The organism is Streptomyces sp. NBC_01210, from assembly GCF_036010325.1.
GTDB lineage: Bacteria > Actinomycetota > Actinomycetes > Streptomycetales > Streptomycetaceae > Streptomyces.
This window is the reverse complement of sequence record NZ_CP108549.1, coordinates 7,361,243-7,372,803: the sequence shown is the minus strand read 5'-3', so window position 1 is coordinate 7,372,803 and position 11,561 is coordinate 7,361,243. Positions and strand designations below refer to the sequence as shown.

Here is an 11,561-nt window from a genome sequence, read left to right as displayed (position 1 = left end):
CATACCTTTCTTGGTGGGTTCGTTTCCGGTCATTCGTAAGATCGGGAAGCCCAGGGGGCTCTGGGTGTGGCTGTCATGTGGCTGCCGCTTGTGGCTCAGGAGGACTGGCCGCCCGGAGCCCCGCGACGACTCGGCCACTCATTGGGATGCGCGAACTGAATCGCTGTGTATGGACACGTCGGCGAGGTCGTCTGCTGGGACTTGGAACGGAACGACTTGGGAGGTGACCGTGCCTGACCTCTGGGCCGGTACGGACGCGGGCAAGGCCGAGCATCACTGCACGGTGATCGATGCAGACGCCACGGTGGTGCTCTCGCGCCGGGTGACGAACAACGAGCCCGAGCTGCTGGAGCTCATCGCGGATGTCCTCGACATCAGCGACGAGGTGACCTGGGCGGTTGACCTGAACGCTGGTGGTGCGGGTCTGCTGATCACGCTGCTGGTCAACCACGGGCAGAAGCTGCTCTACATCCCCGGCAGCGCTGTCCATCACGCCTCCGGCGCCTACCGCGGCAGTGGGAAGACGGATGCGAAAGACGCCTTCGTCATCGCCGACCAGGCGAGGATGCGCCGGGACCTGCAACCCTTGGCGGCGGAGGACGAGATAGCGGTTGACCTGCGGATCCTGACCGCCCGCCGCTACGACCTGACCGCCGACCGCACCCGGGCGATCAACCGGATGCGGGCCCAGATGCTGGAGTACTTCCCGGCCCTGGAACGGGCCTACGAGTACAACGTCTCCAAGGCCGCGCTCCTCCTTCTGACCGGCTACCAGACTCCGGCCGCCCTGCGGCGCATCGGCAAGAACCGCCTCGCCACCTGGCTGAAGAACCGCAAGGTCCGCAACGCTCCCGCCATCGCCGCCAAGGCGATCGAGGCCGCCGAGGCCCAGCACACCGCCGTCCCGGGCGAAAAGACCGCAGCGGCCATGGTCGCCCGGCTGGCCAGGGAGGTGATTGCCCTCGACGAGGAAATCGCGGAGATCGACAAACTCATTGAGGGCCGGTTTCGCGAGCACCAGCACGCCGAAATGATCACGAGCCTGCCCGGCATCGGCACCCTGCTGGGCGCCGAGTTCATCGCCCTGACCGGTGGCAACATGGACGCTTTCGGCAGCGCCGACCGCCTGGCCGGCGTCGCGGGACTGGCCCCTGTCCCCAGGGACTCCGGGAACGTCAAGGGGAACCTTCGCCGCCCGCGCCGCTACAGTCGGCGGCTCCTGCGCATGTGCTACCTCGCCGCCCAGGTCGCGGCCTACCACTGCCCCGTCTCGAAGGCGTTCTACCAACGGAAGCGAGCCGAGGGAAAGAACCACAAGCAGGCCATCCTGGCCCTCGCGCGCCGCCGTCTCAACGTGCTGTGGGCCCTCATACGCGACAACCGGACCTTCGAGATCAGCCCACCCGGACAGGATGCCGCAGCGGCATGACTCACTCACGATGCGTCACCAGCCTCGCTTGACAACATCATTGGGAGTCCTCCTCATTGCGGGACCGGCTACCGACATCGTGTAATCAGTGACCCAGGTCTCACTACCCCCGTACGGGGGTGACCCCTCGCAGAGAGAAGAGCAGGTGTCCGAGTCGGCCGATGCTGTGGAGATGCGAGCGGCGCTGCAGCGGCTGCGCCGCTCGACCGGGCTGCCGGTCGCCTTCGGCGGACTGCTGCACGATGCCCGACAGCTGCGGATCGCCGAACTGAGCGGCACGGCGACGGGAGCGCTGCGCGGTCTCGCGATCAGCGCGGGCAACGGCCTCGGCGGGAAGTCCATCGCGCTGTCGCGGCCGTGCGCGGTGAGCGACTACCCCTCGGCACGGCACATCAGCCATGAGTACGACGCGGCGGTGGCGACGGAGGGGCTGCGCTCGGTGCTGGCCGTGCCCGTCGTCGTGCGGCGCAAGGTGCGGGGTGTGCTGTACGGCGCTCTCCGTGAGCCGGTGGCGCTGGGCGAGCGGACCTTCGACGCGGCGGTGGCGGCGGCGCGCGATGTGGAGCAGGCCCTGGTCGTACGGGACGAGGTGCAGCGGCTGCTGGCCGCGGTCCGGGAGCCGGTGGCCGGCCCCGGGGCGTGGGAGGAGGTCCGCGAGGTCCACGGGGAGCTGCGCGCGCTGGCACCGCGGATCGGCGACCAGCCACTGCGGGAGACGCTCCTGGCGGTCTGCCGCCGGCTGGCGGCAGCGGCGGGCGGCCCGCCGCGCGAGCGGACCGTCGCGCTGGCGCCGCGCGAGCTGGATGTGCTCGCCTGTGTCGCGGCGGGCTCGACGAACGCGGCAGCGGCGGAGCGTCTTGGCCTGAAGCCGGAGACGGTGAAGGGGTATCTGCGGGCCGCGATGCGGAAGCTTGGGGCGCACACCCGGCTCGAGGCGGTGGTGGCGGCGCGCCGCGCGGGCCTGCTGCCGTAGCTGGGGGCAGGCCCCGGACAACCAAGCCCCACCGCCGATCAAGGCGCGGACAACCAAGCCCCACCGGCGATTGAGGCGCGGGGTCTGGGGCGGAGCCCCAGTTACGGGAACGGGCGGGTAGGGGAACAACCCGCCTGCCGGACGCGGCGACGTGGCAACACGGAAGGCGCCTCAACCCAGCGGGCCGACCCTTGCGCAAGGAGCGCGTCAGTACCCCGTGTCGATGGCATCGGGCTACAACATGACGGGCCAGGGTCTACTCGCTGAAGGTCCCGAAGCGGATGTCGTGCGCGGTGGCCGAGGTCATGGTGGTGAGCATCCGCTCCCCCTCCTCGGCCAGCGCGTCGCACTGCGATCGGGTCAGCTTTCCGAAGGCCTGCACGGTCAGGGTCGCGAGCTCCTTGGTCTCGGCCAGCTGCCAGATGCCTGCCAGGTACCCGTCGACGAGGAAGGTGCAGTAGGCCATGTTGCCCTTCCAGGTGCGCGCCTTGTACTCCTCGGTCACCACCCGGCTGCGGTCGGCGTGCGAGAGCAGCAGATTGTCGAACTCGGGGAGGAAGCGGGGCGGCGCGGGGGTGTCGGCGTCGGGGCGGGGCGCGTCGGGGAGGTCGAAGAGCTCGACGCCCTTCTCGTCCTGGAAAACGGCCAGCTGCGGCCGGAGCCGCTCGAAGACCTCCCGCATCCGGGTCAGTCCGGACCACATCTGCATGTCCTTGACCGATGCGGGCCCGAAGGCGGCGAGATAGCGGAGCACCGTGCCGTCGGGCGCGGGCACCGGCTCGGTCGCCCTGCCGAACCAGTGCTCGGCGGTGGTCAACGTGACCTGGCCGCTTCTGCCCCACAGCCCACGCGGGGTGACCTGCACCAGCGGCAGTACACAGCGGGCGGCGACGGAGAGTGCGAACGGATCGGCTTCCGGCCACTCCTTCAGCAGAGCCTCGCGCAGCTCCTTCATGGTCCGCGGCTGCTCCTCGACCAGCTCGCGGGCGAGGGCGCCGAGCCGGTCCAGGTCGACCCCGGCCAGGCCCTTGCGGAACTGCGTGAGCTCCCGGTCGCGCGCCGCCTGGACCAGCGGCCGCAACGTGAGGCAGTCGTCGGCGGAGTGCGTGTGAATGGTGGAGCGCATGGTGACCAGGCGGGCGACGTCGCGGGAAGCCATCAGCGCGGAGAGCTCCTCGGGGTCGAAGCCGTCCAGGCGGGCGGCGAGCGCGTAGTACGGGGGCTTCACGTTCTGCGCCTGGAGGCCGACGAGGTGCTCGACGGCGCCCTTGACGGACATCGCGGACTTGGGGGCGCGGCGCAGCAGGAGCTGACGGTCCAGCGTGGCGCGGTTCAGCGCGCGGTTGCCGAGTACGGGGTTCGTCGTCTTCGAGGCCATGCGCCACACGCTACCCAGGCTTGCGGACAACTTCTGTCCGCAATGGTGGTACGCCTGGGCCGCCACCCCGTCATGCCAGGGCAATTCGGCCCGGATATCCTGCTCCGAGGCCATACCGGCGCAAGCCGCAGACGTTCGAGGTGGGAGGTGAGACCGCGATGCCACGCTCCTCGAAGAGGCACCAATGGCGCCGCCGCCCACTGCCGCCCGCGAGCCCGCCGCCACAAGCCCCCGCGGCCGCCGAGCCGCCCGCCCCCTCCCCCGTACACAAGGACCAGGGCAGCGTCGTCCAGGCCGCGCTCTACCGCGACGGACGCCGCGTCTCGACGCCGGACTCGCTCGCCGAGACCTTCCGTCAGCTGCGTGAGTACCGGGACGGCATGGCATGGATCGGGCTGCACCGCCCGTCCGAGGCCGAACTCCTCTCGCTGGCCGCGGAGTTCGACCTCCATGAACTCGCCGTCGAGGACGCTCTTGAGGCCCACCAGCGCCCGAAGCTGGAGCGGTACGGCGACACCTTGTTCGTGGTGCTGCGCGCCGCCCGCTATCTCGACGCCCAGGAGGAGGTCGACTTCGGCGAGCTGCATGCCTTCGTCGGCAAGGACTTCCTGATCACGGTCCGCCACGGAGCAGCCCCGGACCTGTCGGCCGTACGCAACCGGATGGAGAAGACTCCCGAACTTCTCGCGCTCGGCCCGGAGGCGGTGCTGTACGCGATCCTGGACGCGGTCGTCGACGGCTACGCCCCGGTTGTCGCGGGCGTGCAGAACGACATCGACGAGATCGAGACCGAGGTGTTCGGCGGTGACCCGGCGGTGTCCCGCCGTATCTACGAACTCTCCCGCGAAATGGTCGAGTTCCAGCGCGCCACCCGCCCCCTGGTCGGCATGCTCCACGGCCTGATGGCGGGCTTCGCCAAGTACGGCACGGACGAGGAGCTCCAGCGCTATCTGCGCGACGTCGCCGACCATGTCACGCACACCAGCGAGCGCGTGGACGGCTTCCGCCAGGCGCTGGCGGACATCCTCACGGTCAACGCGACGCTGGTGACGCAGCAGCAGAACGCGGAGATGCGGGCGCTGGCGGAGGCCGGCTTCGAGCAGAACGAGGAGATCAAGAAGATCTCTTCGTGGGCCGCCATTCTCTTTGCTCCCACACTCGTGGGAACGATTTACGGCATGAACTTCGAGACGATGCCGGAGCTGAAGTGGGCGGCGGGGTATCCGTTCGCGATCCTGCTGATGGCGGTCGTCTGCGTCAGTCTGTACTTCATCTTCAAGCGCCGCGACTGGCTCTAGACTGCCATCCGCAGCGCTCTGCGCTCGCTGGGGAGCTGTGGAGAATGTGTGAGCACCGCGAGCCCGGAGCCCGCACCGGTATGGACATTGACCGCCGTACGGGCGATGGCCGCCGTCGCCGGGACACCGCCGAACAGCGGCGTCGCCGCCAGATGCGCGATGCCCTGCCCGAACAACTCCTTGTCCGGATCATGCTTCTGCCCACCGTCATGCCGTCGGCAAGGGACTGCTGCGTTCGCGTCCACGCCCTCTGGACGCTCGAACCGAGCCCTCCTCCCTCTGACGGCGGAGGCCGATGCTTCTCGAGGAGGAGGCGCTCAGCTACGCCACCGAACAGCATGAATCTATGGCTGCCGATGCGAATTCTCCCCATCTCCGTGTCTCGATAGCTCCGCCGCCCAATGGCTCTCCCCTGGAACTGACTGACTGCGCCGCGAGGGGAACCAACTGATGATGGTGACGATGTGGGCCGTTTCGTTCCCGGCATTCATGTGCCTGATGGCTGCCCTCGCCCTGACAGAGGGTCTGTGGAATTGGTTCACAGGACTGGGCGTGATTCCGTGGCTGCGCAGGCGCACAGGTCGGTCGTTGTCCACAACTGCGTTCGACGAGTTCACCGCCGTCGTGAACGGGAACAAGACCGCGGAACTGGAGCAGCGACGAGTCGAGATGCTCCTTCGGCACGACGAGTGCGATGGCGCGCCGCCGCGCTCCAGCATTGACCTTGTCAGCGGCACCGCGTTCATCGTTCTTCCAGGGAGCGTCGACACTCCACCCGACGGCACACCAGCAGCTGCTCGGCCGTGCCGCACAGCTCCGTGGCCTGCTCGCCGCAGGGCGAACGGTCCTGCGGCGATCCCTCGCCCGGGCACGGTTCGAGCGGTCGGCGGCAAGGGCCCGGGGCTGCTCGAAGGCCACCCCGGGAACGGGACGTGCGGACGCTACCGTCCGGTGTAGGTGAATTCGTCGGCCGGGCTGGTGGGAGAGGTGGCCTTGCCGACCGTCACGGTGACGTTCACCGTCTGGTGGTCGTCGAGCTGACCGGGCGCGGTTGCGGTGATCTGTCCGGTGGAGACGAACTTGACCGAATCGGATGCCTTGTCCTTGAAGTGCACGGTGGCGCCATCGGCGAAGCCCGAGCCGCTGATGGTGACCAGGGTGCCGACCTTTCCGCTGGTCGGGCTGACCGCACTGACCACCACAGGTGCGGGTCCGCCATAGGCGAACTGCCCCATCGCGACGGCCGGGGAGGTGCCGAGGGTGTTGGTGACGCGGATGTGGACGACGCCGGTTCCGTTGGGGACCTGAGCGGTGATCCTCATGCCGGAGGGGTCGATGTCGCGCTTGGTGCAGGCGAAGTGCCCGAAGTCGACCATGCTGTCCGGACTGAAACCGGTGCCGTTGATGGTCACCGTGGCGCCCGGTGCGCCGAAGGTGGGGGTCACGTCGGTCACCACCGGCCCGGAAGGGAGGGGAGGCGCCCCCACCAGGTCCAGGTAGGTGGAGTTGGCGTGCTGGAAGGCGACCTGGCCGAGGAAGTCCTGGGTGGTCTTGTTGACCAGGTTCTTGGCAAGGCTCGTGTATCTGGTGTTCATCGGGCGGAGCGTGCCGGGCTGGACGTAGACGTTGCCCTTGGTGCGCTTGGCGATCGCCCCGATGAGCAGCTTCACTTCTTCGGTCGCCTGCGGTCCCGGGCTCGGGTACCAGCCGGCGGTGGTGTCGAGATCGGCCCACGCGTGCGGTACCAGGTCGTAGGCGTTGTTCTGGCGCTCGTCGATGACCCACGGCACGGAGTCGAAGTAGTCGACGAAGCTCTGCGCGCCGGCGGTGGGAGCGGCATAGGTGATCACCGCGAACTTCGGCTGTTTCGTCCAGGTCTGTGCCTGCAGGTACGGCGCGAGCATGGTGGCGATGCAACCGCCCAGGCTGTGACCGGTCAGATAGACGGTCGGCTGAGGCGAGGAGGGCGCCGACTTCAGCGCGACGGAGAGCGCCTGATTGAGCGTGGCGTTCGGGGAGGGTGAGGCGATCGAGCGGGCGTTGACAACCCGTTGGAACGCATCCATCGCCCCCTTGGAAACGGCGATGGGCTTCGGCGATCCGCTTTCGGGGAACGGGACGACCGTGCCGACATCGAGGTCCTCGAGGATGTCGGTCAGATCGGCGTCCGTTCCGCGAGCGACCACGACGAACTCGTTCGAGCCGTTGGTGCTCTGTGCGATGTAGGCCATATTGGCGTTGGCCTGGCTCAGGGCGAGCCACACCAGCTTCCACGCGCCCTGCGTCGCAAGGCTGGGATCGCTCAGTTGCGCGTCGATGCCGGTGATGATTCGTTCGGTCTGTTGCTCCAGGGTTTCCCCGGACGGACGCGGGGTGGCCCCGGTGGCTGCAAGGGCAGCCAGGGTCATGGTCACCTGGGTGATTGTCGGGTCGGGTGCCATCGTCGTTCCTGCTCCTCGGATGTTTTGCCGGTGCGGAGGCGGGACGGCCTTTTCGGCAGCATCAGGGCAGATCCGTGCCGAACCGACCGTCAGATCGGATCGCGCACCATCAGACCTCCCCTCTGCGTTGCCCGGTGCTTTTCTGCCTTCGGGTTGACCAGGTTCACCTTGTTGGCCGTTCGCCATACGTGTGTGCGGTTCGCTGAGCCAGGTGCGCAGCGCGGTCGCCAGAGCTGCGGTGTCCGCGTGCGTGCCCGGGGCGGCGGCCCAGGCCGCTCGGGCAGCAGGACCGCGAATTGGTCCCAGAGCGGTTCGGTCAGCCATGATGGAAGCGCGGGCACAGGCAGGAAAAACGATGGGCATGGCCTTCCGTGCCCGTCCCTCCGTTCAAAGAATCTCAGCGAATGCACCCTTCGATTCGTGGTCAAGGAATCGCGGCGGCACCGGCACAAAAACCAGTACCGGCCCGAGCGCAAGATCACAGCGCCATGAGGGGCTGCCCCGGCCCGCCCGCAGGAGGTCCGCAATGGCGACGCTGCTGTCCGTCAACGTAGGAATGCCCAAGGACGTCTCCTGGCAGGAAAGGACCGTCCACACCGGAGCCTGGAAGTCCCCCGTGCACGGCCCCCGGATGGTGCGGCGGCTGAACATCGACGGAGACGGCCAAGGTGACCTGGCCGGGCACGGCGGAGAAATCCGTGCCGTCCTCGTCTACCAGCTGCAGTCCTACCAGTACTGGCAAAAGCAACTGGGTCGCGACGACCTGACCTTCGGGAGCTTCGGGGAGAACTTCACCGTCGACGGCATGCCCGACGACGACGTGTGCATCGGCGACCGGTACCGCATCGGCGAAGCCGAGTTCGAAGTCACCCAGCCGCGCGTCACCTGCTACCGCGTCGGCATGCGCCTGGGCGAACCCGCCATGGCCTCCCTCCTGGTCGCCCACCACCGCCCCGGCTTCTACCTGCGCGTCCTCGCCGAGGGACGCGTCCAGGCCGGCGACGAGATCACCCTGACCCGCAAGGGCCCCGAAGAACTCAGCGTCGCCGAAACCGACGCACTGCTCTACCTCCCCGACCGCGACCCTGCGAAGCTGCGCAAAGCACTGAACATCCCCGCCCTCAGCCCCGGATGGCAGCAGTCCTTCCGTGAACTCGCCGCCGCCGACCAGCCCAAACAGGAACCGGGATGGCCGGGCGAACTCACCGGCACCCAGCAGCCCAGAGAAGAGCCGGGCTGGCCGGGCTTCAAGACCATGCGCGTCGCCCGCATCGTCCCCGAGACTCCCACCGTCTCATCCATCTACCTCGACACCACCGACAACAGACCACTGCCCGAGGCCCGCCCGGGCCAGTACCTCTCCATCCGCCTCGCCATCGGCGATGCCGCCCCCGCAGTGCGCAGCTACTCACTGTCCTCCGCGCCCACAGCCAGCACCTACCGCATCAGCGTCAAGCACGAGCCCCACGGGAAAGTCAGCAGCTACATCCATGCCGCGCTTCACCCCGGGGACCTCGTGGACATCGCCAGCCCCCGCGGAACGTTCGTACTCGAAGAAGGCACCCGCCCGATCGTCCTCATCTCCGCAGGGATCGGTGCCACTCCCGTGCTCGCCATGCTCCACCGACTCGCCGCCACACGAGACCAACGCCCCATCTGGTGGATCCACACCGCCCACGACAGCGCCCACCACCCGTTCGCGGACGAGGTCCACGCGCTCCTGACGCAACTCCCCAACGCCCACGGGTACATCTACTACACCGCCGAAGCCGCCCCACATCTCGACGAGCCCCACATCACCCAGGGGCGTCCGACCGCCCGATCACTCGCGGCCATGGGCATTCCCACCGACGCCGACGGCTACCTCTGCGGACCGCCCGCCTTCATGGACGACCTCGGCGGTTACCTGCGCGATCACGGCCTGCGCCCCGAGCGGATCCATAGGGAACAGTTCAGCGCCCTCCCCGCCATCAATCCCGGCGTCATGCCCACGGCCGCGATCCGGCCGCACCAACCACCCGGTGCACCGGGCACCGGCCCCCTCATCACCTTCGCCCGCAGCGGCATCACCACCCCATGGTCACCCGCTCACGCGTCACTTCTCGATCTCGCCGAAGCCTGCGACATCCCCACACGCTGGGCCTGTCGCACTGGCGTCTGCCACACCTGCATCACCCACCTCGTGGCAGGCGACATCACCTACAGCACCCACCCTCTCGAGCTCCCCGAAGCCGGCACCATCCTCGTCTGCTGCAGCAAACCGACCACCGAAGTCGTCCTCGACCTCTAGTCGGCCAGCAGCGGCACGGGCCGGCCCATTTGGCATGAAGACCTTGTCTGTTCGCGCCGACGCCGGTCGGCATCGGTTCCTCCGGGCAGCTCACGACCGGGCCACGACGAATCCCAGTAGGCCGGAGCAGGTGGGCACGCCCCAGGTCCGGGGACCTGGGGCGTGCCCACCCAGTTCATACGACGCTGCGGTCGGACCTTCCACTACGGGTGCAGCACGACCTTCGTGTAGCCCTCGATCCGCTTGTCGAACTTGTCGTACGCCGACGGCGCCTGGTCCAGGGGCAGTTCATGCGAGACGACGAAGCTCGGCTTCGCCCTGCCCTCTATGATCATGTCGCGCAGGTACCGGTTGTAGCGCTTCACGTTGCACTGCCCCGTACCCATCCGCAGGCCCTTCTCGAAGAGCTTGCCGATCGAGACGAGGAGCATGCCGTGCTTGGCCTGCTCGTCAGGGCCTCCGGGATCGGCCGGGACGTAGAGGCCGGGCACGCCGAGGGCTCCCGTGGCCCGGACCGTACCGACGAGCGAGTTAAGGACGGTCGCCGGTTCCTCGCGCTCAGCGCCGTGCGCCATCGCCTGATAGCCGACGGCGTCCACGCCCTTGTCCGTGCCGACACCCTCGGTCTGCTCCTTGATCTGCTCCACGGCATCGCCCTCGGCGAAGTTGATCGGAATCGCGCCGATCTCCCGGGCCTTCTCCAGCCGCTCGGGAACCCGGTCCACGACGAACACCTTCCTCGCGCCGCGCAGCAGGGCCGAGTAGGCGGCCATGAGCCCGACCGGCCCGCCGCCGTACACCGCGACGCTCTCACCCGGGCGGACCTGGGCGAGTTCACAGCCGTGGTAGCCGGTGGGGAAGATGTCGGCGAGCAGCATGAAGTCGGTCTCGTGCTCGTTTCCCGGCGGCAGCTTCAGGCAGTTGAAATCGGCGTAGGGAACGCGTAGGTATTCCGCCTGGCCGCCCGGCCAGGGCCCCATGGCGACATAGCCGTAAGCGCCGCCCGCGAAGCCGGGATTGACGGTCTGACAGAATCCGGTGAATCCCTCGACACAATTGGTGCAGAACCCGCAGGCGACATTGAAGGGCATAACCACGCGGTCGCCGTTCTTGAGCGAAGTGACGCCCTGGCCGGTTTCCTCGATGATTCCCATGTTCTCGTGGCCGAAGACTATGCCGGGCTCGGCGGCAGTACGGCCTTCATACATGTGCAGATCGGAGCCGCAGATCGCGGTGGAGGTGACCCGTACGATCACATCGTTCGCGTGCTGGATCTTTGGCTTTTCAACGTCTTCGACCGCCACGGAGAACGGTCCCTTGTACACGACGGCTTTCATGACTGGCACCTCCGCTCGGCAATGCACGTACAATTCCTCCCCCCGTCCGCTCTATTTCGCGTGACCTATCTCTCATGATTCTCCGACCTGCGCCAACAGACAACCCGCTACGCTCGGGAGGAATGTCAGGCCTGGTGTCGCACCGGGAAAAGGAGGGCGAGAAAATGGCAGCACAACGGCTCGGGACCCTGCTCGTCCCAGTACCCGGACTGTCCGGCACCACGTACCCGCCCGGAACGACGGTGGCGGTACGCGGTCGCGGCGCGACTGTCGATGCCTTTGTCAACGGCGACTGGCTTCCACTGTCGTGGTGGGAGTTCTCCGACGGCCTCCGCGAGGACATCGCCGACCGCTGACCCCGGTGCCCGCACGGTGATCCGCCCAGACGCCCAGGGCCTCCCTTTTTCACGATCAC

Annotated in this window: 9 protein-coding genes and 1 pseudogene; 6 read left to right on the top strand and 4 right to left on the bottom strand. The window is 68.0% G+C overall.

Annotation, left to right across the window (positions count from 1 at the left end):
• Positions 1-229 precede the first annotated feature (229 nt).
• Positions 230-1,429 carry an IS110 family transposase gene (locus tag OG735_RS33155; protein ID WP_327321696.1) on the top strand — a complete coding sequence of 400 codons (1,200 nt, stop codon included), beginning with the start codon at positions 230-232 and terminating at the stop codon, positions 1,427-1,429.
• Between the two features lie 172 nt (positions 1,430-1,601).
• Positions 1,602-2,402 (top strand): response regulator transcription factor, encoded by an 801-nt coding sequence (locus OG735_RS33150; protein ID WP_442812637.1) that lies wholly within the window; start codon positions 1,602-1,604, stop codon positions 2,400-2,402.
• A 256-nt stretch (positions 2,403-2,658) separates the two neighbouring features.
• Here OG735_RS33150 and OG735_RS33145 read toward each other — a convergent pair whose 3' ends face one another.
• The gene (locus OG735_RS33145; protein ID WP_327326819.1) at positions 2,659-3,780 is read right to left on the bottom strand and encodes a winged helix DNA-binding domain-containing protein; all 1,122 of its coding nucleotides are present in this window, start codon (positions 3,778-3,780) and stop codon (positions 2,659-2,661) included.
• Between the two features lie 158 nt (positions 3,781-3,938).
• Between OG735_RS33145 and OG735_RS33140 the strand changes: the two genes are divergently transcribed.
• Positions 3,939-5,078 carry a magnesium and cobalt transport protein CorA gene (locus tag OG735_RS33140; protein ID WP_327326818.1) on the top strand — a complete coding sequence of 380 codons (1,140 nt, stop codon included), beginning with the start codon at positions 3,939-3,941 and terminating at the stop codon, positions 5,076-5,078.
• Between the two features lie 32 nt (positions 5,079-5,110).
• On the opposite strand, the pseudogene OG735_RS33135 reads toward OG735_RS33140, so the two are convergent.
• Positions 5,111-5,304: pseudogene (locus tag OG735_RS33135) on the bottom strand (SulP family inorganic anion transporter); the annotation flags it as partial.
• A gap of 224 nt (positions 5,305-5,528) precedes the next feature.
• Between OG735_RS33135 and OG735_RS42105 the strand changes: the two are divergent.
• On the top strand, positions 5,529-6,035 hold the full coding sequence (locus OG735_RS42105) for a DUF6191 domain-containing protein (RefSeq protein WP_442812531.1): 507 nt from the start codon (positions 5,529-5,531) through the stop codon (positions 6,033-6,035).
• Here OG735_RS42105 and OG735_RS33130 read toward each other — a convergent pair.
• Positions 6,020-7,519, bottom strand: a complete 1,500-nt coding sequence (locus OG735_RS33130; protein ID WP_327326817.1) for an IPT/TIG domain-containing protein — start codon at positions 7,517-7,519, stop codon at positions 6,020-6,022. The genes OG735_RS42105 and OG735_RS33130 overlap by 16 nt on opposite strands.
• 526 nt (positions 7,520-8,045) lie before the next feature.
• Between OG735_RS33130 and OG735_RS33125 the strand changes: the two genes are divergently transcribed.
• A complete protein-coding gene (locus tag OG735_RS33125) occupies positions 8,046-9,809 on the top strand; it encodes an MOSC and FAD-binding oxidoreductase domain-containing protein (protein WP_327326816.1) in 1,764 nt (587 codons plus the stop codon).
• 203 nt (positions 9,810-10,012) lie between these two features.
• Here the strand turns inward: OG735_RS33125 and OG735_RS33120 are convergent, their stop codons facing one another.
• Positions 10,013-11,146 (bottom strand): glutathione-independent formaldehyde dehydrogenase, encoded by a 1,134-nt coding sequence (locus OG735_RS33120; protein ID WP_327326815.1) that lies wholly within the window; start codon positions 11,144-11,146, stop codon positions 10,013-10,015.
• A gap of 164 nt (positions 11,147-11,310) precedes the next feature.
• On the opposite strand from OG735_RS33120, the gene OG735_RS33115 reads away from it, so the two are divergent.
• Positions 11,311-11,502: a hypothetical protein gene (locus OG735_RS33115; protein WP_327326814.1), complete on the top strand. Its 192-nt coding sequence runs from the start codon at positions 11,311-11,313 to the stop codon at positions 11,500-11,502.
• Positions 11,503-11,561 lie beyond the last annotated feature (59 nt).

Excerpts from the sequence above, each read along its gene's own strand:
- OG735_RS33145 (WP_327326819.1), bottom strand. The coding sequence starts at position 3,780 with ATGGCCTCGAAGACGACGAACCCCGTACTCGGCAACCGCGCGCTGAAC.
- OG735_RS33140 (WP_327326818.1), top strand. The coding sequence starts at position 3,939 with ATGCCACGCTCCTCGAAGAGGCACCAATGGCGCCGCCGCCCACTGCCG.
- OG735_RS33130 (WP_327326817.1), bottom strand. The coding sequence starts at position 7,519 with ATGGCACCCGACCCGACAATCACCCAGGTGACCATGACCCTGGCTGCC.
- OG735_RS33120 (WP_327326815.1), bottom strand. The coding sequence starts at position 11,146 with ATGAAAGCCGTCGTGTACAAGGGACCGTTCTCCGTGGCGGTCGAAGAC.
- OG735_RS33115 (WP_327326814.1), top strand. The coding sequence starts at position 11,311 with ATGGCAGCACAACGGCTCGGGACCCTGCTCGTCCCAGTACCCGGACTG.
- OG735_RS33150 (WP_442812637.1), top strand. The coding sequence starts at position 1,602 with ATGCGAGCGGCGCTGCAGCGGCTGCGCCGCTCGACCGGGCTGCCGGTC.
- OG735_RS33125 (WP_327326816.1), top strand. The coding sequence starts at position 8,046 with ATGGCGACGCTGCTGTCCGTCAACGTAGGAATGCCCAAGGACGTCTCC.
- OG735_RS42105 (WP_442812531.1), top strand. The coding sequence starts at position 5,529 with ATGATGGTGACGATGTGGGCCGTTTCGTTCCCGGCATTCATGTGCCTG.